The 21,322-nt window shown below is 58.0% G+C and carries 23 protein-coding genes; 14 read left to right on the top strand and 9 right to left on the bottom strand.

Going from position 1 to position 21,322, the window contains the following annotated elements:
• Positions 1–52 precede the first annotated feature (52 nt).
• Entirely contained in the window at positions 53–1,261 is a 1,209-nt protein-coding gene (gene gltS, locus ABD827_RS14440; RefSeq protein WP_344965391.1) for a sodium/glutamate symporter, read from the top strand.
• 60 nt (positions 1,262–1,321) lie between these two features.
• On the opposite strand, the gene ftsZ is transcribed toward gltS, so the two are convergent.
• Positions 1,322–2,401, bottom strand: a complete 1,080-nt coding sequence (gene ftsZ, locus ABD827_RS14435) for a cell division protein FtsZ (protein WP_344965389.1) — start codon at positions 2,399–2,401, stop codon at positions 1,322–1,324.
• A 68-nt stretch (positions 2,402–2,469) separates the two neighbouring features.
• The gene (locus ABD827_RS14430) at positions 2,470–3,429 is read right to left on the bottom strand and encodes a helix-turn-helix transcriptional regulator (protein ID WP_298717136.1); all 960 of its coding nucleotides are present in this window, start codon (positions 3,427–3,429) and stop codon (positions 2,470–2,472) included.
• 199 nt (positions 3,430–3,628) lie between these two features.
• On the opposite strand from ABD827_RS14430, the gene ABD827_RS14425 reads away from it, so the two are divergent.
• On the top strand, positions 3,629–3,802 hold the full coding sequence (locus ABD827_RS14425) for a hypothetical protein (protein WP_344965388.1): 174 nt from the start codon (positions 3,629–3,631) through the stop codon (positions 3,800–3,802).
• Positions 3,803–3,867: 65 nt separating this feature from the next.
• On the top strand, positions 3,868–4,047 hold the full coding sequence (locus tag ABD827_RS14420) for a hypothetical protein (RefSeq protein WP_344965387.1): 180 nt from the start codon (positions 3,868–3,870) through the stop codon (positions 4,045–4,047).
• A 445-nt stretch (positions 4,048–4,492) separates the two neighbouring features.
• Here the strand turns inward: ABD827_RS14420 and ABD827_RS14415 are convergent, their stop codons facing one another.
• Entirely contained in the window at positions 4,493–4,882 is a 390-nt protein-coding gene (locus tag ABD827_RS14415) for a SirB2 family protein (RefSeq protein WP_298717130.1), read from the bottom strand.
• Between the two features lie 146 nt (positions 4,883–5,028).
• Here ABD827_RS14415 and ABD827_RS14410 point away from each other — a divergent pair, with 146 nt between their 5' ends.
• On the top strand, positions 5,029–5,454 hold the full coding sequence (locus tag ABD827_RS14410) for a DUF411 domain-containing protein (RefSeq protein ID WP_344965386.1): 426 nt from the start codon (positions 5,029–5,031) through the stop codon (positions 5,452–5,454).
• On the opposite strand, the gene ABD827_RS14405 is transcribed toward ABD827_RS14410, so the two are convergent.
• Positions 5,435–5,791, bottom strand: a complete 357-nt coding sequence (locus ABD827_RS14405) for a DUF2500 domain-containing protein (protein WP_298717124.1) — start codon at positions 5,789–5,791, stop codon at positions 5,435–5,437. The two genes, ABD827_RS14410 and ABD827_RS14405, sit on opposite strands and share 20 nt — an antisense overlap.
• A gap of 88 nt (positions 5,792–5,879) precedes the next feature.
• Between ABD827_RS14405 and ABD827_RS14400 the strand changes: the two genes are divergently transcribed.
• From ABD827_RS14400 to ABD827_RS14385, 4 genes are all read left to right on the top strand, one after another.
• On the top strand, positions 5,880–7,673 hold the full coding sequence (locus ABD827_RS14400) for an intermembrane phospholipid transport protein YdbH family protein (RefSeq protein ID WP_344965385.1): 1,794 nt from the start codon (positions 5,880–5,882) through the stop codon (positions 7,671–7,673).
• On the top strand, positions 7,674–7,880 hold the full coding sequence (locus ABD827_RS14395; RefSeq protein ID WP_298717119.1) for a YnbE family lipoprotein: 207 nt from the start codon (positions 7,674–7,676) through the stop codon (positions 7,878–7,880).
• 10 nt (positions 7,881–7,890) lie between these two features.
• Positions 7,891–8,205 (top strand): YdbL family probable chaperone protein, encoded by a 315-nt coding sequence (locus ABD827_RS14390; RefSeq protein ID WP_344965384.1) that lies wholly within the window; start codon positions 7,891–7,893, stop codon positions 8,203–8,205.
• 182 nt (positions 8,206–8,387) lie between these two features.
• The gene (locus ABD827_RS14385) at positions 8,388–10,532 is read left to right on the top strand and encodes a S9 family peptidase (protein WP_344965428.1); all 2,145 of its coding nucleotides are present in this window, start codon (positions 8,388–8,390) and stop codon (positions 10,530–10,532) included.
• Positions 10,533–11,011: 479 nt separating this feature from the next.
• Here ABD827_RS14385 and ABD827_RS14380 read toward each other — a convergent pair whose 3' ends face one another.
• Positions 11,012–12,361 (bottom strand): sodium-dependent transporter, encoded by a 1,350-nt coding sequence (locus ABD827_RS14380; protein ID WP_344965383.1) that lies wholly within the window; start codon positions 12,359–12,361, stop codon positions 11,012–11,014.
• 198 nt (positions 12,362–12,559) lie between these two features.
• The gene (locus tag ABD827_RS14375) at positions 12,560–13,678 is read right to left on the bottom strand and encodes an acyl-CoA desaturase (RefSeq protein WP_344965382.1); all 1,119 of its coding nucleotides are present in this window, start codon (positions 13,676–13,678) and stop codon (positions 12,560–12,562) included.
• Positions 13,679–13,822: 144 nt separating this feature from the next.
• Here ABD827_RS14375 and fabR point away from each other — a divergent pair, with 144 nt between their 5' ends.
• Entirely contained in the window at positions 13,823–14,434 is a 612-nt protein-coding gene (gene fabR, locus ABD827_RS14370) for an HTH-type transcriptional repressor FabR (RefSeq protein WP_344965381.1), read from the top strand.
• 23 nt (positions 14,435–14,457) lie between these two features.
• Positions 14,458–14,820 carry a YijD family membrane protein gene (locus ABD827_RS14365; RefSeq protein ID WP_298717105.1) on the top strand — a complete coding sequence of 121 codons (363 nt, stop codon included), beginning with the start codon at positions 14,458–14,460 and terminating at the stop codon, positions 14,818–14,820.
• Between the two features lie 62 nt (positions 14,821–14,882).
• Here the strand turns inward: ABD827_RS14365 and sseA are convergent, their stop codons facing one another.
• The gene (gene sseA / locus ABD827_RS14360) at positions 14,883–15,740 is read right to left on the bottom strand and encodes a 3-mercaptopyruvate sulfurtransferase (protein WP_344965380.1); all 858 of its coding nucleotides are present in this window, start codon (positions 15,738–15,740) and stop codon (positions 14,883–14,885) included.
• A 577-nt stretch (positions 15,741–16,317) separates the two neighbouring features.
• On the opposite strand from sseA, the gene ABD827_RS14355 reads away from it, so the two are divergent.
• Entirely contained in the window at positions 16,318–16,635 is a 318-nt protein-coding gene (locus tag ABD827_RS14355; RefSeq protein ID WP_344965379.1) for a putative signal transducing protein, read from the top strand.
• A 395-nt stretch (positions 16,636–17,030) separates the two neighbouring features.
• Here ABD827_RS14355 and ABD827_RS14350 read toward each other — a convergent pair whose 3' ends face one another.
• On the bottom strand, positions 17,031–17,312 hold the full coding sequence (locus ABD827_RS14350; protein WP_344965378.1) for a DUF1145 domain-containing protein: 282 nt from the start codon (positions 17,310–17,312) through the stop codon (positions 17,031–17,033).
• Complete coding sequence (rsmD, locus tag ABD827_RS14345; protein WP_344965376.1) at positions 17,309–17,905, bottom strand: 16S rRNA (guanine(966)-N(2))-methyltransferase RsmD; 597 nt, start codon at positions 17,903–17,905, stop codon at positions 17,309–17,311. Before rsmD ends, ABD827_RS14350 begins: the two co-directional genes overlap by 4 nt.
• Positions 17,906–18,035: 130 nt before the next feature.
• On the opposite strand from rsmD, the gene ftsY reads away from it, so the two are divergent.
• From ftsY to ftsX, 3 genes are read left to right on the top strand one after another with little or no spacing between them, the layout of a single operon-like run.
• Positions 18,036–19,547, top strand: a complete 1,512-nt coding sequence (ftsY, locus tag ABD827_RS14340) for a signal recognition particle-docking protein FtsY (protein ID WP_344965375.1) — start codon at positions 18,036–18,038, stop codon at positions 19,545–19,547.
• On the top strand, positions 19,548–20,213 hold the full coding sequence (ftsE, locus tag ABD827_RS14335; RefSeq protein ID WP_344965374.1) for a cell division ATP-binding protein FtsE: 666 nt from the start codon (positions 19,548–19,550) through the stop codon (positions 20,211–20,213). It abuts the gene before it with no gap.
• Entirely contained in the window at positions 20,210–21,157 is a 948-nt protein-coding gene (ftsX, locus tag ABD827_RS14330) for a permease-like cell division protein FtsX (protein ID WP_344965373.1), read from the top strand. Before ftsE ends, ftsX begins: the two co-directional genes overlap by 4 nt.
• Positions 21,158–21,322: the final 165 nt, after the last annotated feature.

Raw genomic sequence — 21,322 nt, 5'->3', positions numbered from 1 at the left:
ACTCGCCGGTCTTGGTTGATGTTGTAATTAGTTGTAGATATAGGGAAATAAGATGAATCTCATTACTCTCGATGTGATGAACACCACGGCGCTGGCCGCCCTGTTGCTGATGCTGGGACTGGTCTTGCAGCGCAAGGTACCCTTGTTGCACCAGTTGTGTGTACCGGCGCCGGTGATCGGCGGCTTCGGTTTCGCGCTGGTGGTGTGGGCCGCCCGCCACTGGGGAGGCGTCGAGTTCAAGTTCGACACCGCCCTGCAAACCCCGTTGATGATTGCCTTTTTTGCCACCGTCGGTCTGGGTGGCAGCCTGGCGCTGCTGAAAAAAGGCGGCAAGGTGCTGGGCATTTATCTGGTGGCCTGCTGGTTACTGGCGTTATTGCAGAACGGACTGGGCATCGGTATTGCCTCCCTGTTGGGTGAACACCCGCTGCTGGGTCTGATGGCTGGTGCGGTGTCGCTGGAAGGCGGCTTTGGGGCGGCAGCGGCCTTTGGCCCCGAAGCCGAAGCGCTGGGCGTGACCGGTGCTACCACCGCCGCCCTGGCGGCAGCCACCTTCGGCATGGTCGCCGGTGGTCTGCTGGGGGCTCCGGTGGCCCGCTTGCTGATCAACCGGCACAAAATCGAAATTCATGCGGAACAGGTACATGATCTGAAGGCACTGGAAGCCTCGGAACGCACTGTACCGGCCACCATTACCGGCACCCTGTTGCTGAAGATTCTGGCGGTGGTGCTGTGCACCATGATTGCCGGCTTGTGGCTGAGTGGTCACCTGCGTGCAGACTTCGACATTATTCTGCCTTCTTATGTGGGCGCCATGTTCATTGCCATCGTGCTGCGCAACCTGAATGAGAAGTTTGCTCTGCTGACGCTGCCCGATAACGCCATCAATGTGGTCAGCGATTTTTGCCTGGGCATCTTTCTGACCATGGCGATGATGTCGCTGCAATTGTGGCAGCTGGCGGATCTGGGCTGGTCGCTGCTGATCATCCTGGTGGTGCAGACCCTGGCCATCATACTGCTGGCGGTATTCCTGATGTTCCGGCTGATGGGGGGCAACTATGATGCGGCGGTATTGTGTGCCGGTTTCGTCGGACACGGGCTGGGCGCAACCCCCAATGCCGTGGCCAACATGGGTGCGGTGTGCGATCGCTACAAGGTGTTTTCGCACAAGGCCTTTATTGTGGCGCCGCTGTGTGGTGCCGTGCTTATCGACATAGTGGCAATTCCTGCCATTACCTGGTGCCTGAACGTCTTTGGTTAAGATGAGCCGGTCGTAAAACGGTGAAGTAAAAAGGCCGGTGCATTGCACCGGCCTTTTTCGTTACTGCTGTCGCTGGCGCAGAAAGGCGGGAATATCCAGCCCTTCCGATGTGGGCTCCGAGGGCGCGGTTTGCGGCTGATGTTGCGGTTGGGACGGCGCTATGGTTTCCTGCGGCGGCTGTATGCCGGTGGCGATCATGGTCACCTGTATGCTGTCGACCAGATTGGGGTCCAGGCTGATGCCGGACACCACGGTAGCGTATTCGCCCACGCACTCGGCGACCTGATCACCGATTTTCTGGAAATCATCGAGGCCGATGTCCATCGAGGCGACCACGTTCAGCAGCACACCCCGGGCGCGCTCCAGCTCGACCTTCTCGAGCAGCGGATTATTCAGCGCCTGCAGGGTGGCGTCGGCCACCTTGTTTTCGCCATTGCCGAGGCCGATGCCCATCACCGCCTTGCCCTGCTGGCTCATGATGGTGCGCACATCGGCAAAGTCGATATTGATAAGGCCGGTCTGGCCGATGATGTCGGCCAGACCCTTGACCGCGTTCTGAATGACCTTGCTGCTTTCGGTAAAGGCTTGCAGCAGCGGTGTTTTGGCGCCCAGTACCTTGAGCAGGTAGTCGTTGGGCAGCACCAGCAGGGCATCGGTGTGTTCGGCCAGGGTCTTGAGCCCTTCGTCGGCGGCTTTGGCGCGTTGCTTGCCTTCAAAGCCGAACGGACGGGTGACGATGGCCACCGTCATCACTCCCAGTTCACGCGCCACCCTGGCGACGATGGGGGCGGCGCCGGTACCGGTACCGCCGCCCATGCCGGCGGTAATAAAGCACAAATCCGCGCCATTCAACTGGGCGCGGATCTCGTCCAGGCTTTCTTCGGCAGCCTGTCGGCCAATCTCGGCCTGGGCGCCGGCGCCCAGGCCCCGGGTCAGTATCTTGCCCAGTTGCAGGGTGTTGACCTGGCTCTGCTGCAGCGCCTTGGCGTCGGTATTCATGGCCACGATATGAACGTGCTCGGGCAGGGCGCCGTCGGCCAGCAGGTTGACGGTGTTGCCACCGCAACCGCCGACGCCGATGACGCCGATATTAATGGCATCACAATCCGGTTCGGCCGGTTCAAAATAGAGGTCGCGCATCCGGTACTCCGTGAAAAAACAAAGGGGCCGAATCAGTCAGCCCCCGAGATCGGTAATGTTATGTTAGCTCAGCTTTTTTTCAGCGATTCTGGCGCCAGTATCTCGACTTTACCCGCCATATCGGTCAACCAGCGACGAAATTCGGGCGAATCCTTGACGTCGGTTTCCACCATCATGCTCTGCTTGTCGTAGCGGGTCAACCTGGGGTTATTGCCTGGAATGGCGTCTTCCATAATGGCCCGGTTCGGGTGGGTGATTCGGCCGACAAAATGGATGGTATCGGCTTCTTCATGGTAGCCCTTTTCGCGGATCAGCTTGTTGACGCTGAACTCTCGCGGCTGTGTCACCGGACGGCTGGTCAGCTCTACATCCTTGATGTGCTCGAAGGGAATGCCGTAAATCTTGGGATCCATGTCCGATACGGTACACAGCAGCATGGTGCTTTCTTTACGACTGACGATGCCGAGCGGATTTACCTGTTCGTAGCGCAGCCAGACGGTACGCCCCTTGATGACCCTTTTGATCTCGGCGCTGAATTTGCGGCCGCGCCACAGGGCGTCACGAATGGTGGTGGCGCGACGAATATCCGGGCTGCCGGCGAATGGCTTGGGCAGGCGTACCACGTTTTCCATCCAGCGACCGGCCAGCTCGCTCTGGCTGTCGTTGATGACCTGGGTGGCCTTGTCGATAATCGGGTTCAATTCACTCAGCACGCTGGCCGGCAGCAGGTCGGCGGCCTGGTCATTCCAGGTTTTCAGTGCCATGGCCAGGCTGAGCGGCATGAAGTTGGCGAAGTCATTCAAGCCATTGCGTTCAAAGCACCAGCCATGAGGCTTGCTGCGATCATCGGAGGTGAGATCGAACAGTCCCATGCCGGACATTTCTTCCAGATCCCGCTGCACGGTGCGCAGGCTGACCTGAATGCCTTCTTCTTCCAGTTTTTCTTGCAGCTGGCGTGCGGTCAGCTTGTACGGACGATAGGGAACACAGCGCGCCAGGGTCAATTGTCTTAATAGCTTCTTACTCATGGTGATGCCCTCTTGCTTGGTATGATTCTATCCTAGGCTCGGGGTGTGACAAGTTTTGTCGCAACCTTTTCGGGGCAGACTGTCGCCATTTTTCTACAAATGCTTATTGATGGTCTGATTCTGACGCTGGTCATCGTTGTATTTTTTTTGTGCTTGTGTGTATAAGTAATTGAAATAAAACCATCTTGCTGGAGTCGACATGAGGGTTTCAGTGGTTTTTCTGTTGCTGTGCAGCAGCCTGGCCTGGGGGAAATCGATACCGCCAACCCCCTTCGAGCTTGAAAATAAGCAGTCGCTACCCGACAGCCGGACCGTTGACACCTATCTGACGACACTGGATACCCTGTCGACCCGGGCGACCGGCTGGAGATAACCGGAATACGGCCCCAGTCCACAGAACGACCGGGGGTGAGGGAAAAGCTGCAGACAGAGGTTGCAGTGACGCGAGCCACGGTGACCTTGCAGCGGGGAGATGTGCTGGTGCCGATGGATCAGCCGTTGGCGCCATTGGCCGCCCTGATGCTGGATTCGCGTTCGGCCAATGCCCTGTATCAGGAAGAGGAGTGGAACTGGCTGCAGCCGGGGGCGTTTCCGGTCTTTCCGGTGGTGGAGCCATGAGCTTTGTTAAACGCCTGGATATCGGACAAAGGGCCCGCTCCGCCGACTCGCTATAGATACATCCTTGTACGCTCTCTGTTTCATCCCTGAAACAGAAGGTCGGCGGAGCAGATCCCTTTGTCCTCCTTGATGCATCGGAGTTAGCTTCTGGTACCGCCGACAGCCAACTCGGGCGTTGAGAGGAGGTAACAGGGATTGTCTCACCCGACCATCACATGCTAAGGCCGGAAAATGCTCCTGCCGTTCCGACATTCCTGCCATCCCTGGCGGTCAGATGGCATGTGTGAACTTAGATGGGGCAAGCTTGTCTTGCCGAGACGAGTTGTTTCAGCTTGACCGAACATCCAGTGAATGTTCGCAGTAAGCTGAAACAACGAATGTCATTTTCCCGTAGCGAGTCGGGTGAGGCAGCCCTATTGCCTCAGAAACCAAGGCTGGTTGGGGCTTACAACGCCAGCCAGGACAGCGGAGACTTGCTGACGGCGGCGCCGTAGATGTAGGCGAAGATGGCGATGGAAGCCAGGAAGGCAGCCAGACGCTGGCCGCGGGTCTTGCCGCGCTTGATGGCGATGGTGCCAATCACGATATACAGCACCAGGCCGATGACCTTGGCGGTGAGCCAGGGGCTGTTGCCGAAGGGGATTTGCTGGCTACTGATGGCCAGCCACACGCCCAGACCCAGCAACAGGGTATCGTTGACATGGGGCAGTATTTTCAGCAGTTTGCTTTTGATATTGGCAGGCGACGGCACGGCCAGCCAGGCGCGCAGCATGAACAGTATGATGCTGAGCAGGGCAAACATCATGTGGGCGTGTTTCACGGCCAGATAAGACATAATAACTCCAGGTAAGACAACAAGATGGCGCAATGATAGCAGGATACCGTTTTGTCGTTGCACTGAATACCGTGCCGAATCAAGACGGCGCCGATCACGGCTGTTAATCTTGTCCGAATGACAATGATAATGTAGAGGTAACCACGATGAAAAACTGGCTTTATGGCCTGGCGGGGGCGCTGTTATCGGGCTCTGTGCTGGCGGCATCGCTCACCGTATATAAATCGGAGACCTGTGGCTGCTGTGAAGACTGGGTGACGCACATGGAGGAATCCGGCTTCGAGGTGGAGGTAGTGAATGGCGACAATCTGGGTCCGGTGAAGGCGATGGCCGGGGTCAAACCGGCGTTGGCTTCCTGCCATACCGGTGTGATCGATGGCTATGTGATTGAAGGGCACGTACCGGCGGCGGATGTGCGGCGACTGCTGAAAGAAAAGCCGGCGGTACGGGGCCTGACCATTCCCGGCATGCCGCAAAGTGCCCCGGGCATGGATATTCCCGGCTCACCCTATGAGGTGCTGAGTTTCGACAAGCAGGGTAACACGGCGGTGTTCAGTCGTTATCCAGGATAGTTTCGTCCGGTTCAAAGGCGATAAATCGGCGGCCTCGAAACACGAGGGTGCCGGTTTCTTCCTGCTCGAGCTGTTCATACAGATGCTGGGCCACCCGAAATTCCCGTTCGTCTCCTCCTTCCAGCGGCCGGAAGGTCACGTAATACTGCATTCTTGGCGGTGGCAGCTCGGTCGGATCTTTACGGGTCCGACCCATGAACTCCCGAGTGCGCTTGTTCGCCACCATTACCTCCAGACTATGCCGGGGCTGGCCGCTATTATAAAAGTAGGTATAGAGCCGTCGGCCAATCACCATGGCGGCGATGGCGATAATGCCCCAGAACACGATCTTGTCCATTGAATCACCCCCTGTTGTGTTCAGCTTAATGCCTGTATGCCGCGGCGCAAGCCGATTTGATGAAGGTGCCCCTTTGAATCGCTTGAAGATGAAAACACGACGATCACTGCTGCTCTGCATCGGGCTGTTGTGGCCGGCCCTGGCGCAGGCACTGCCCTTGCCGGCGTGGCTGCAGGTGCAGGCGACCCTGGCCCGGGCGCAGGTGCCGGCCTGCCCCAAAGAACAGGCCGAAGGCCTGGCGCTGCAACTGAATGAAGGCCGCATCGAAGGGCGACTGCAGCGTTTGAGTCTGGACTTGAGCTGCTCTCGCAGTGGCGGCGGCACCGCCGAAGGAGAAGGCGACGCCTTGTCGCTGTTGCTGACGCTGCCGGCCATCGATTTTCATATCGACCGCCTGACCCTGCACCTGCCCGAGGCCATCGTTACCGGTGTCGCCGAACTGCGCCACACCCGGCAACATCTCGAGATTATCTGGCATACGGATGCCGGCGAGGCACGGCTGGAATTATTGCCGGAGCAGCAGGGCTGGCGCTGGCAGGGGGAGTTGCCGGGAATGCTGATGACTCCCGTCCTGCAGCAGCCACTGTTTTTCAACGGTGGCTGGCAGCCGGGGCAGCCATTGCGGTTGGCGGCCGAGGGCGAGTTGCCGCCGCCCTTGACCGGCACTTGGCAATTGCAGTTGGCGGCCGAGCAGGGCGAGTCCGGCTGGCAGTTACTGCCGGAGTCGCGGCTGAAGGTGGCGCGGCTGCGTTGGAAACAGCTGGAGCTTAATCGACTGGAGCTGGCGCCGGTGGGGAATATGATGCGAAACGGCCCCTGGCGCGCGCGCCTGAGCTGGCAGCCGGGGCGCTGGCAACAGCAAACGCTGCCCGGTGCGGCGTTGCTGCTGAGCGGTGCGGGTGCGGATCGGCGCCAGGGAGCGGTGACGCTGGAGCTGACGCGCGGTCTGCAGCTGAAAGGCGACTGGCATTATGACCGGGGGCTGGCGCTGACAATGCCGAACCAGTCGTTACCGGTTACCGAGGTGTGGCAGTGGCTGAATGGCTGGTTGGCACTGCCGGTGGGGCTGACGTTTGAGAGGGGCAAGCTGCAGTTGTCGCTGATGGCGGCGAACCTGCTCGATACGGGGCAACCGATAACGCTGGAGGCCACGTTGGCTGAGGGGCAGCTGAGCTACCGGGACATGCATGCCGAGCAGCTGGCTGCCAGCCTCCAACTGCAATGGGACAAAGCAAGGCTGCGCAGTATCGGCCCCCAGGCCCTGTCGGCAGCGCAGTTCGACGTGGGGGTGCCCATGACCGATATTCACGCCGCCCTGAACTGGCGAAAAGGCAAGCCCTGGCTGTCCGGCCTGACGGCCCGGGCCTTTGGCGGCCAGCTGGCGTTTGCTCCCATGGCGCTGAGCGCGACGCCGAATGGCGAGGTGCACCTGAGCGACATCGAGCTGGAACAGGTGCTGAGCTATGCCGGCGTCACTGGGCTGACCGGCAGTGGCAAACTACACGGACGGCTGCCGTTTTCATTTGACCCCAGCTTTAGTATCAACGGAGGAAAAGCCTATAGTGATAATGGCTGGGTCTCTTATCAGGCAGGTGAGCCGTTGCTGGCGACAGGAGAGAGCAACCTGTCGCTCGGGCTGACCCTGGGGCTGCTCAGTGACCTGCGTTACCAGCGTCTGGAGGCAGATATTTCGATGGCGGCCACTGGCGAGGCAGTTATCGATAGTCGATTACGGGGGCAGGCGCCGGTGATGGGTAAAATGCACCCGGTCAACTTCAATTATCGCCACCAGGAAAACCTGCTACAGTTGCTGGCCAGCCTGCGTTTCGCTCAGGAGTTGAGTGAGCGATTACCGGCCAGGCTACAGGGGGAGAGCGAGTAAATGCGTAAAGGTACGGCCATGATTGGCCCCTTGTTACAGAGCTTGTCACTGAGTTTGTTACTGAGCGCCTGTACGCCCCGGGTGGAGGTAGTGGTGCCGGACAAGCCCATTACGGTCAACCTGAACGTCAAGGTGGATCATGAAATTCGGGTCCGGGTCGATCGGGAGCTGGAAAAGTTGTTCGAACAGGAACAGGACTTGTTCTAGGGGAGTCTCTATGCGGTGGTTAGCGGTGATATTGGTGGCCAGCCTGAGCTGGTCGGTCTGGGCGCTGGATTTGCAGCAGGCCAAGCAACAGGGCCTGATCGGCGAACAGCTGAATGGCCTGGTAGGGGTGGTACGTGGTAGTGGCGAGGTCAATGTCATCGCCAATGACATCAATCGCAAACGGCTGGAAAATTATCAGGAGATCGCCAGACGAACCGGTACCAGCCTGACGGTGGTGCAGAGTCGCGCCGGTCAGCTGAATATCGAACGTACCGCCGGTGGGCATTATATCCAGCTGGCCGATGGCAGTTGGCGACGTAAGTAAGTAGTGACTTTCACGCAGGAGCCGGTACTTTCTGGCTCCATTCGAGTTTTTATACTGTGTTTATATGGTTTTTTCAGTAAATAATTTGGTAAACGCCTTCTTGTCTGGTTAAAATTCGTCCACTTTTGGATTGTCGAAGATAAAGGAGTGGCGGTATGCGCAATAGGGCGAAGCTTTGCTTGATGTTAGTATGGGTGGCTTGTGCCAAACCCTACGCTAAAGGTACCGATGTGGACGTAAAGCCCCCTGTCGCCAATAAAATTCCTCACATTCTGAACAATCACGACGATATCCGGGTCGACAATTATCACTGGATGCGCGATGACGAGCGTGACGATCCGCAGGTGCTCGCTTATCTTGAACAGGAAAACCAGTACAGTGAGCAGGTACTTACTCCGCTGAATGTCCTGCAGGAAGATCTGTATCAGGAGATGATTGCCCGTATCCGTCAGGACGACAGCTCGGTTCCCTATCTGAAAAACGGTTATCGCTATCAGACCCGTTACCAGAAAGGACTGGAATACGGCATTATCGAACGCCATCCCGAAGATCAGCCCGAACGAATAGAACTGCTGCTGGACGGCAACGAGCGGGCCAGGGATCAGGCCTATTACGGCCTGGGTCAGGTGGCCGTCAGCCCCGATCAGCAGACCCTGGCCTTCGCCGAAGACTTTGTGTCCCGCCGTCAGTATCAGATTCGATTTAAATCGCTGCAAAACGGTGAGCTGTATGATGAGGTGCTGGAGAATACCTCCGGCAATCTGGAATGGGCCAACGACGGCAAGACCCTGTTCTACGTCAAGCAGGACGAAAATACCCTGCTGCCCTATCAGGTTTATCGTCACACCCTGGGGACGCCCCAGAGCGAAGACGTGCTGGTGCATGAAGAGCAGGATGCCAGCTTTTATACCAGCATCTACAAGAGCCGTTCCGAAGACTATATCGTTATTGGTGCCTGGAACACGGTGTCCAGCGAAATCAGCCTGGTATCGGCCAACGATCCCACAACACCGGCACAGGTGTTTTTGCCCCGCAAACGTGGTCACGAATACGATGTCGAACACTATCAGGGCCGGTTTTACGTCCGCTCCAACAAGGATGGTGCCAACTTTGGCCTCTATCTGGCGGAAAACGGCACCACCGAGCAATGGCAGCCGCTGATCCCGGCCCGGGACGAGGTGCTGCTGGAAGGTTTTTCCCTGTTTCGCGACTGGCTGGTGCTGGAAGAGCGCAGCGAAGGCCTGGTGCACCTGCGCCAGATCCACCGCAAGGATGGTCGCGAACACGATATTCGTTTCGATGATCCCGCCTATGTCACCTGGATGGGGGTGAATGCCGAAGACGATACTCCCTGGTTGCGTTACGGTTATTCCTCCATGACCCGGCCGACGACTATCTATGAAGTGAACATGGACACCCAGGAGCGACGCGAACTCAAGCAGCAATACGTGGGCAAGCAGTTCAATGCCGATGATTACCGCAGCGAACGGCTGTGGGTGACCGCGCGGGACGGCGCCAAGGTGCCGGTGTCGCTGGTATACCGGGCCGACAAGTTCAAGAACGATGGCAGCAACCCGCTGCTGGTGTACGCCTATGGTTCTTACGGTGCCAGCATGGATCCGGACTTCAGCAGCTCGCGGCTGAGCCTGCTTGATCGCGGCTTCGTTTATGCCATCGCCCATGTTCGCGGCGGCGAAGAGCTGGGCCGGGACTGGTATGAGCAGGGTCGACTGCTCAGCAAGGAGAACACCTTTCACGATTTTATCGACGTCACCCGCGAGCTGGTAGAGCAGGGCTATGGCGATAAGGAGCGAGTCTTTGCGTCCGGTGGTAGCGCCGGGGGCCTGCTGGTGGCCTCGGTCATCAACATGGCGCCTGAACTGTACAAGGGCGTGGTGGCGGCGGTGCCTTTCGTGGACGTGGTGACCACCATGCTGGATGACTCGATTCCGCTGACCACCGGCGAATACGACGAGTGGGGCAACCCGGCGGATCCCGAGTATTACCATTACATGAAGTCGTACAGCCCTTACGATCAGGTGCAGCAGCAGGCGTATCCGCACATGCTGGTGACCACAGGCCTGCACGACTCCCAGGTGCAGTACTGGGAACCGGCCAAGTGGGTAGCCAAGTTGCGCGAGATGAAAACCGACGACCACCTGTTGCTGCTGCATTGCGACATGGACACCGGCCACGGTGGCAAGTCCGGCCGTTTCGAGGCGTATCACGAGCTGGCGCGGGAATACGCCTTTTTGCTGGCGCTGGCCGGAGAAGAATCCGGCACCAGGGTGGCGGGCTTCAGCGAACGCGCCGGGCTGGTTAACTGAACCGTTTTTTAATTCATGCATTACCCTTGGCCGACTTCCTGAAGTCGGCCAACGTTTTTCAGCCGTTGACTGCTGGTTTTGCCAACAGCCAACTCGGATACCTTTAATACCTACCCCATTAAACAAGCGATTTGTTTGATTGTTACATCACTCCGGATAAAGGGCCCGCTTCACCGACTCGCTCAAGCACCTCCTTGTGACGCTCAGCACATGACTTCCCTGTCATGTGATGGTCGGTGAAGCAGATCCCTTTATCCTCGCTTATATCAGGGAGTTACCTGTTCGTGCCGTCTACAGTTAACTCGGATGCCAAAGAGAGGCAACAGAGATCGACTACCACGACCATGACATGCCAAGGATGGCATGTCTGAGCTTACATGGATGTACTTGTAGCGTGTCGTGGGAGTCGGCTGTGTTGCCTCTGTAGCCGGAGCACACAGTTTTACCTTAACCCAATGTCTGGGCTTTACTCAGGTGACTCAGTTACCTATCGACTGAACAATCACTACCAGCACCAGTACCGGACACACGAAGCGCACATACCAGGGCCAGATCTTCCAGAACAGTCCCTGCTCCAGTTCGGGGCAGCCCGACTTCAGCTCGGCCAGTACCTTGTTGCGCTGCCAGATCCAGCCAGCATAAAGTGTGATGCACAGGCTGACCAGCGGCTGGGCATACTGGGTGGTGAGGGTGATTACCAGCCCGAACAGGGCGCCGAAATTGAACACGATAATCACGCTTACCAGGGTACAGAGGGCGGTCATCAGCCAGGTGGCCTTGATGCGCGACAGCCCGGTGGACTCCATCGCCAGCGACACCGGTGCCTCCAGCATGGAGATGGCGGAGGTCAGCGCCGCCACTATCATCAGCAGGAAGAAGGCGAAGGCGATCGGATACTGGGCCTGGCCCATGGTGTCGAACAGCGCCGGCAAGACCGAGAACACCAAAGTATCCGAGCTGAGCAGGCTGCCGTCTTCGGCAAAAATGGGCACACCGTTGTGCTGGGCCACATACATGGCGGGCAGGATCAGCAGGCCGGCCAGAAAGGCCACGCCGGTGTCGAGCAGGGTTACCTGGGCGGCCAGGGCCGGAATGCTGGCCTGGCGGCTCAGGTAGGAGCCATACAGCATCATCACCGCCGCCCCCAGCGACAGCGAGAAAAAGCTCTGTCCCAGAGCTCCAATCAGCACCTCACCGTTCAGTACCCGCGAAAAGTCCGGTACCAGATAGGCTTCGAGACCTTCACCGGCACCCGGCTGCGACAGCATGTATCCGGTCAGCAGCACCAACATGACCAGTAACAGCGGCATCAGCCGGCTCGACCACTTTTCGATGCCCTGCTCCAGCCCCCGGCTGACCACATAGAGGCTCAACAGGGCGAACAGCAGGGTGAACACCAGGTTGCGGGAAGTGGAAAAGCCGGTCAGCCAGCCGGCGGCATCATGGGCGCCGGCCATGCTGGCCAATGGCTCCAGGGCATAGGCGACAAACCAGCCGGAGACGATGGCGTAAAAGGTGAAGATCAGGCTGACGGTAATCACCGCCGCCAGTCCCACCAGACCGGCGATGACCTTGCCCAGCGGATTGCGGGTCAGGGTTTGCAGGGCCCGGAATGGCGTGGCCTGACCGTGACGGCCGATGGTGATTTCCGCCACCAGCATGGGGTAGCCGAGCAGAAAGATAAACAGCAGATAAACCAGCAGAAAGGCGCCACCGCCGTTACTCGCCGCCTGAGTGGGAAAGCCCCAGATATTACCCACGCCGATGGCCGAACCGGCGGCGGCCATCACGAACCCCAGCTTGCTACTGAACTGCGCCCTTTTTTCCACGTCTTGCTGCTCCTGCTGACTGTAAAGTTAAACGTACATTTGCTGTCGAATTAAAATGGCGAAGACTATGGTGTTTTGCAGAGTTTTTGTCAAAGGGAAGTGTTCAGGGTAGGGGATAACAGTGACCTTGTTCGTATTATCAGCAAAAAATAAATAAGGCGGGATATCCCGCCTTATTCGGTAATGCCATTTGTGCCATCAGGCAAACTGGGTAGTGAGTTTGAGCCAGTTGCGCCGCTGTGTGGTGAAGGCGGCTTTCAGTTCGTCACAATTCAGCTTGAGACGCAGCTCTTCGTATTTGCAGCGGGCGGCCTTTTTCTTCAGGTCCAGCAGGCTCTTGCGCACCTGATAGTAGCTCTTGAGCTGATGCAGCAAGCGGTCGTACTCGCTGTGCAACAGCGCCAGCCACTGCTCGGTATCGGCATTCTGCTGTTGGCGCAGTATCTTCTGGCGGGCCACTTCCAGCCGGCGTTCCAGCTGGGCCTGTTCGATTCGCTCCTGCGGACAGGTGCGTAGCCTGGATGCCAGGCCCAGCCAGCTCATGGTACGGATTAACCACTTGGTGGGATCGTAATGCCACCAGCGGATACCGTTGCGATAATCGAATTCGAACAGATGATGGAAGTTGTGATAGCCCTCGCCGAAGGTCAGTACCGCCAGCAGATCGTTGTCGCGGGCCGAGTTCTTGCTGGTGTAGGGCTGGCGACCCCAGTAATGGGCCAGGGAGTTGATGAAGAAGGTCACATGGTGGCCGAGGAACAGGCGCAACACACCGGCCATCAGCAGCATGCCCCAGACATCGCCGTGCCAGACGCCCAGCAACAAAGGCAAGGCGATATTCATCATCAGGGTCAGCGCCAGATAGTGCTTGTGCTGAAACTGCAGGATGCGGTTGCGCTTGAGGTCGGGGACATTGCTGTCGTCGGGCGTGTGGTAGTGACGCAGCATCCAGCCCATGTGCGAGAACCAGAGTCCACGGCTGGCGGAATAGGGGTCCTTGTCCAGATCGTCCACATGACGATGGTGACGCCGGTGATCGGCACACCAGTGATAGGCGGAATTCTGCAAAGACAGGGCGCCGCCCAGTGCAAACACCCACTGCAACAGGGGGTGAGCGTCGTAGGCCTTGTGCGCCCACAGGCGATGATAACCGGCGGTTATCGACAGGCAGCTGTAACTGAACAGCACCAGCATGGCGAGCCATTGCCAGCCATCATAGCCTTGAGTCAGGCCGTACCAGGGAACCAGTACCATGGTGGCCAGGCCGGTGGCTGAAAACAGCAAAAGGTTGGTCCAGAGCAGAGGAGGTTTACGCATCTTGTTATCCATTGAGCGAACAGCTGTACACTATTTTCATATTTAATACCGGCCAGCGTCAATTACAAATTGACCTCTTGGAGCTGACCGCGTGATGACAAAGGGGTATGATCCTATTACTAACATGTTAGACCCTGGTGTGCAGTGGGCATTCGCGCAGAACAAAAAGAAAAGACTCGACGTACTCTGATTGATGCGGCTTTTCGCCAGTTGAGCGCCGAACGCAGCTTCTCCAGTCTGAGTCTGCGCGAAGTTGCGCGAGAGGCGGGACTGGCACCCACTTCTTTTTACCGTCACTTCAAGGACATGGAAGAGCTGGGGCTGACACTGGTGGATGAGGGTGGTCTGACCCTGCGTCAATTGATGCGTCAGGCTCGTCAACGCATTGCCGATGGTGGTAGTGTTATCCAGATTTCGGTAAAAACCTTTATGGAGTTTATCGAGCGTAGTCCGGATGTGTTCCGGTTGTTGCTGCGGGAGCGTTCCGGTACCTCGGCCGCCTTCCGTCAGGCGGTAGCCCGCGAAATTCAGCATTTTACCGCCGAGCTCACAGATTATCTGGAAGAGAAGCAACAAACTAGCCGAAGCTACGCCGAGACCCAGGCCCAGGCGATGGTTACCATCGTGTTCAGTGCCGGGGCCGAGGCGCTGGACATGAATGAAAAAGAACGTGCGGCTTTGGCCGAACGTATGACCCTGCAACTGCGTATCATTGCCAAGGGCGCAGATGCATATAATAAAGCGAAGAGGCTCTAGGCCCTACATTAGGAAGGATGACCATGTCAGGAAGTAAACAAATCCGTCGTAAACCTATCTTGCTAGCGCTGTTGGTTGGCCTTTGTGGTAACGCCACACTGGCTACCCTGAGCGTCAGCCAGCTGGCATTTTCCGTGTTCCCCATCATTGCGCTGGCTCTGGCCGCGTACATGTTGTATCAGGAATATCTGAGCGTTCCGATGGAGGGTGACACTCCCCTCTGTACTCTGCTCGCTTTCCTGATCGGGGTGTTCGGTTATTCGGCATTCCTGCGTACCCAGTTTCCGGAAATGGGCACCAACTACCTGTCGGTGATGATCAGCCTGGTATTGGTGATCTGGCTGGCGCTGAAGATGGGTGTGGCGGCACGACCTGCTGCCGAATAAGGCAGCCCGGTAAAATAAGCTAATAAAAATGAAAGTGCCCGCCTTATGGCGGGCATTTTTTTTTAGCTGTCGGTGACCACCGGCAGGTCGGGGTTGCCACCCCACTCGGTCCAGGAGCCGTCGTAAACCGCGACTTGCTTGTGGCCGGTCAGATTCGCCGCCAGGGCCAGAATGGCGGCGGTCACACCCGAGCCGCAGCTGCAGATAAGGCCTTGTTCGGGTGCCAGATGTGACGCCAGTTTTTGGGCCAGTTGCTCCGGTGGCAGGAAGTGGCCCTGTTCCAGCAGCTCGCCAAAGGGCAGGCAGTGGGCGCCGGGCATATGACCGGGACGAACGCCGGGGCGCGGATCGGCGGCCTGACCGCTGAACCGCTCCCGACTCCGGGCGTCCAGCACCCGAGTATCAGATTGGGACAGGGCCGTTTGCACCTGAGTCGCATCGGCTATCCAGTCGGCCTGCCGGTGGGCGACAAAGTGACCTGTCGAGACGACGGCCGGCTCGCCGCTTTCCAGTGCATATCCCTGTTGTATCCAGGCCGGCAGGCCGCCATCCAGTACCGCCACTTTTTCGTGCCCCATGGCCCTGAGCATCCACCAGGCTCGCGGTGCGGCAAAGATGCCGCTGCTGTCGTAAATCACGATGTGATGATGATTACTCAGGCCGAGTTCCGAGACCTGCTGCGAGAACTGGGCTTCAGACGGAAGCATATGTGGCAGCGAGCTGTCGTTATCTTTGATTTTACTGTCGAAGTCGAAGAAACGTGCCCCGGGAATGCGTTGCTGGCGCCATTCCTGCTCTCCGGAACGTTTGGCGGCCGGCATGTGCCAGCTGGCGTCCAGTACCACCAGATCCGGATGATGCAGATGTTCGGCCAGCCAGCTTGAGTCCACCAGTGCCGATGGCAACAGTAAGGTTTTCATTAGAATCACTCCTTTATATCAGACGGTTTTATCCTAAGCGGTGAGACTCTTTCGGGCTAATTTTTTGTGGCGCAGTATCTGATGGGGCTATTGCCCTGCAGGCTTGTAAGAGATCTCTCAAGGAAGAAGCGGAGAAGACGTTTTAAGCTGCAGTATTAACGATGTAAAAGAAAATATATTCATTTAAATCAATGAATTGTATCTTCACTGTGTTCTGGGCTGAACTCTTGGTCTGCTTTTCTGTCTTGAGCCTTTGGCAAAGTTATCTATAGTTAGTAGTGCAAGGAGCAAGGAAGTCGGTCAGGAAGACAGGCTGCCAGGAACGGCAAAAGGAACCCCGCAGGATGCGGTCAAGGACACCTCCAGGATGGAGATAGTCAAGCGACTCAGGATGAATCGCAGTCAGGACGACCAGGACACCCCGATGGATCGGGAAGAGGAACACCTTAAGGATAAGGTAATTTTGTCAGGGAATGCAGGGAGCAACTTGGTTTACGGATTAACCATACGACAACCCAAAAGGGGGTGACATGATGTCACCCCCTTTTTCTATCTGTCATTCCGGCGCCGGAGCATAATGAACGAGTGGATTTCGGTTTATCAGGCGGCCAACAGTCTGGAAGCGCATACCCTGAAGGGATCGCTGGAGGTGTCGGGTATCAGGGTGCAGTTACAGGGCGAAGCCTTGTCCGGCGCCCTGGGCGAGCTGCCCGCCAATGCGGTGGAGGTGACTCTGCTGGTACGGGCGCAAGACCTGAAACAGGCACAGCTTATTCTGGAGCCTTATCGGCGCGGCGCCGGCCCGGCCTGGTATTGCCGACGCTGTGGCGAGCACAATGCCGGCAGCTTTGAAATCTGCTGGCAGTGCGGCCATGAGGCCGACCCCACCGAGTAGTAAGGCCGACTGTCTTTTGGTCACAAATCCAGAGTAGGAAAACAGCTTGGTTTTGTAGCTCAATGTTTGCACATCGGCCAAAGGGCTCGCTCCACCGACTCGCTATGAATACCTCCATGTACGCTCTCCGTTTCATCCCTGAAACGAAAGGTCGGCTGAGCAGATCCCTTTGTCCTCCTTGAAGCTCCGGCGTCGCCTGTTAGCTCTGCCTGCGGACCACTCGGTGTTCCAAAAGAGGCAACAGAGAACGGCTCCCTCGACCGTGAAATGCCAGGGACGGCATTTCCGAGCCCCCAGGGATGGGTTTATGGCGTGTCGAGGGAGGCGGCTGTGTTGCCTCTGGTCTAGGGCCTCAATATGACCAGATCATTACTGGGATTGGTATAAGGCCGAGCTTAGTGCTTCTGTTCCGTGATCTCTTTCAGGCGCGCCCTGTGGTGATGCATGGCAAAAGAGCCGAATACCAGCACTGCCAGATAATCCTTCAAGGTGGGGTGCAGCAGGCTCGCGACCTGCTTGAGCATCAACATCTGCAGCAAATGCATGAACAGTACTACGGCACCGAGGATCAGCGGCATGGAGCCGACTTCCTGAAAATCGGGGCCCACCAGCGCGTAAATAATACCGGCCCAGAACACCAGCATGACTATGCGCATCACGAAATTTAATACCTTCATTCCACTTGTTCCCTTGTATAAAGTTGATAACTGACCTGTCCCGCCTGCTTGTCTTTCAGCAATCGCCAGTTGGGCGGTAGCGGCAATGATGCCGAATTCTGTTCCCGCTCGATGTAGATTTTGGCGTTTTCGCTCAGCCAGCCGCCCTGTTCCAGCAACTGACAGACGTTGGGCAGTAATTCCCGGTGAAACGGCGGATCCAGAAACACCAGCTCGAACGGCGTTGCCGTCGTTTGCAGGAAGGCGAGAGCATCGGTATTGATGACCCGACCCGGCGCCTCGGGCAGGCTGGCCAGATTGCGCTGTAGCTGCTGGGCAACCTGGGTATCCTTTTCTACCAATACCACCTTGGCGGCGCCGCGCGACAGGGCTTCAAACCCCAGGCTGCCGCTGCCGGCAAACAGATCCAGACAGTTCCCACCCCGTACGTCGAACATCAGCCAGTTGAACAGGGTTTCTTTTACTCTGTCGGTGGTGGGTCTGAGTCCTTCGCTATTCAGCACCGGCAATTTACGTCCGCGCCATTGACCACCGATCAGGCGGATTTGACCGCCGCCTGCCGAGGTGTTTTTTGCCGGTTTTGCTTTTGCCATCTCGTTTCGCCGTCTTTCAATAAAGTGCTAGTATAAGGCGGTTTTGCACCCATAAGGGGTGAGTATTCTAATGAAGGGGCCGAGTCACGGCCAGCCCTAATCTCCCCCGACACAAGCGAGTAATAGCAGGATGGCGAAAAAAGGTTTTTTCTCCTGGCTGGGCTTTGGCAAAAACAAAGGTCAGCAGGACGTAGCAGAAGAACAAAAACAGGCCGAGCAGCCGGCGATTGAATCGGAAGTTGAATCCGGTACGGCAGAAGTGGAAGAGGCGCTGCAGGAACAGCAAGCTCAGGCAGCAGAGCAGGCCCGGTTGGTGGCAGAAGCCGAGGCGGCCGAGCAGGCCCGTCTGGCGGCAGAAGCCGAAGCGGCCGAGCAGGCCCGATTGGCGGCAGAAGCCGAAGCGGCCGAGCAGGCCCGCCTGGCGGCAGAAGCCGAAGCGGCCGAGCAGGCCCGTCTGGCGGCAGAAGCCGAAGCGGCGGAACAGGCCCGGCTGGCGGCGGAAGCCGAAGCGGCCGAGCAGGCCCGGTTGGCGGCAGAAGCCGAAGCGGCCGAGCAGGCGCGATTGGCGGCAGAAGCCGAAGCCTTGGCTCGTGCGGAAGAGGAAGCACGGCAGGCGGTAGAAGAAGAAGCGCGTCTCGCCGCCGAAGAAGAGGCGGCGGAGCAGGCCCGGTTGGCGGAGGAAGCCGAAGCGGCTGCCAAAAAGGCCGACAAGACGCCCAAAAAGGGCTTTTTCGCTCGCCTCAAGCAGGGCTTGCTGAAAACCAAACAAAACCTGGGCTCCGGTTTCTTCGGTCTGTTCAGCGGCAAGAAGATTGACGACGAGCTGTTCGAAGAGCTGGAAACCCAGCTGCTGACCGCCGATCTGGGCGTGGAAACCACCCTGTCGATCATCGACAACCTGACCCGTCAGGCCAGTCGCCGCCAGTTGAAAGACGGCGAGGCGCTTTATGAGTTACTCAAAGAAGAGATGGCCGCCATCCTGGACAAGGTCGACCAGCCGCTGGTTGTCGACAGCGAGCACAAGCCTTACGTGATCCTGATGGTCGGCGTCAACGGCGTCGGCAAGACCACCACCATCGGCAAGCTGGCGCGTCAGTTCCAGGCCGAGGGCAAGTCGGTGATGCTGGCGGCCGGCGATACCTTCCGCGCCGCGGCGGTAGAGCAGTTGCAGGTGTGGGGCGAGCGTAACGATATTCCGGTGATTGCCCAGCATACCGGCGCCGATGCCGCGTCGGTGATTTTCGATGCGGTCGAGGCCGCCAAGGCGCGCAAGGTCGACGTCTTGATTGCCGATACCGCCGGTCGTCTGCAGAACAAGGCACACCTGATGGACGAGCTGAAGAAAATCGTGCGGGTAATGCAGAAAATCGACGGCGCCGCGCCGCACGAGATCATGCTGACTCTGGATGCCGGTACCGGCCAGAACGCCCTGAGTCAGGCCAAGGTGTTCAACGAGGCGGTGCCCATTACCGGTATCACCCTGAGCAAGCTGGACGGTACCGCCAAGGGTGGGGTTATTTTTGCGGTGGCAGACAAGTTCGGTATTCCCATTCGTTACATCGGCGTGGGTGAAAAAATCGACGATTTGCGGCCTTTCAATTCCCGGGAATTCATCGACGCTCTTTTCAGTCAGGAAGAATAAATGATCCGCTTCGAGCAGGTTAGCAAGGTATACAGCGGCGGCTTTCAGGCCCTGCAAAAGGTCAGTTTTCACCTGGACAAGGGGGAGATGGCGTACCTTACCGGCCATTCGGGGGCCGGCAAGAGCACCCTGCTCAAGCTGATCAGCGTGATGGAAAGACCCACCGATGGTCAGGTATTGTTCAATGGCCAGGATGTCAGTCGTATCGCTCGTGGTCACATTCCCTATGTGCGGCGCCGTATCGGCATGATTTTTCAGGATCATCACCTGATTAACGCCCGTACCGTGTTCGACAATGTGGCGTTGCCGCTGGTGATCGAAGGGTATAGCCATCAGGATATTCGCCGCCGGGTGTCGGCGGCGCTCGACAAGGTCGGCCTGCTCGGCAAGGATCGTTATTTTCCGCCCATGCTGTCGGGTGGTGAGCAGCAGCGGGTAGGCATCGCCCGGGCCATCGTCAACAAGCCGTCATTGCTGCTGGCCGACGAGCCGACCGGCAACCTGGATCCCGAACTGTCGATGGAAATTCTGCGGCTGTTTGAAGCCTTTAACCGGGTGGGCGTCAGCGTGCTGATTGCCACCCACGATACCGGTCTTATCAACTCCCAGCGTTATCGTACCCTGACCCTGGATAGTGGGCGCATGCAGGCGGAGGAGGGCGTATGAGCAGGCATAAGTTGTCCTGGCCGCAGAGACTGGCCATGTATGGTGTCGATCACCTGCGCCAGTTGTTCGCCAGTCTGGGTGAGCTGTGGCGCACGCCGCTGAGCTCGCTGATGACCATTGCCGTGCTGGGAGTCAGTCTGGCATTGCCGGCGAGTTTCTATGTATTGCTGAAAAATGCCGAGTCGGTCAGTGAATTCTGGCAGAGCAAGGCGCAGATCAGCCTGTATCTGCAACAGAATGCCACCGAGGCTCAGGCCACCGAGCTGCAGCAGCGACTGGCGACCCTGGCCGAGATAGAGAACATCACCTACATCAGTGCCGATCAGGGCCTGGCCGACTTCAAGGGCGCCGCCGGCTTCGCCGACGCGCTGGAGCTGCTGGAAGAAAACCCGTTGCCGGCGGTGTTGATTCTCAACCTGTCCGAAAGCGGTCGGGTGCCGGATGCCGCCGAGTTGCTGCTGGCGGACATGAGCGCCGAGCCTGTCGTGGCGACCGCCCGGCTGGACATGGCCTGGCTGGCCCGGCTGTCGGGCATCGTCGATCTGTTACGCCAGGCGGTGGTCGGCATGGCGACCCTGTTGCTGGCCGGCGTGCTGCTGGTGGTCAGCAATACGCTGCGGCTTAACATCCTCAACAGCCGTTACGAGATCGAGGTGATGAAGCTGGTGGGGGCGACCGACAGCTTTATTCAGCGGCCCTTTTTATATGTGGGGCTCTGGTACGGCATTATCGGCGGCCTGCTGGCCTGGTGGTTGACTCTGGTGATGGTGTTCTGGCTCAGCCACAAGGTGAACGCGCTGGCGGCCTTGTATCAGAGTGATTTTGATCTGCTGGGACTGGGAGCGCAGGAAAGCCTGCTGCTTATCCTGACCGGCACCCTGCTCAGCCTGTTGGCGTCCGGATTTTCGGTGCGGCGTCACATTCGCGCCATCGAGCCGAGTTGAACTTGATGGCCGTATTGTGGTCTCATGGGGTCAGAAACGAGCGATCCGCTTGACATTTATTCCCAGATAAATACATTTTCCGTTGCTGCGCCCTCATCTTGCAATGTGTGCACAACCAGACCACCAACGTCATGGCAGGGTGCAAGCCGCAGCTGTTTTGATACG

It is taken from the genome of Oceanisphaera sediminis (assembly GCF_039539745.1).
Lineage (GTDB): Bacteria > Pseudomonadota > Gammaproteobacteria > Enterobacterales > Aeromonadaceae > Oceanimonas > Oceanimonas sediminis.
The sequence above is the reverse complement of the archived record's forward strand: the minus strand, read 5'-3'. Positions and strand labels throughout refer to the sequence as shown.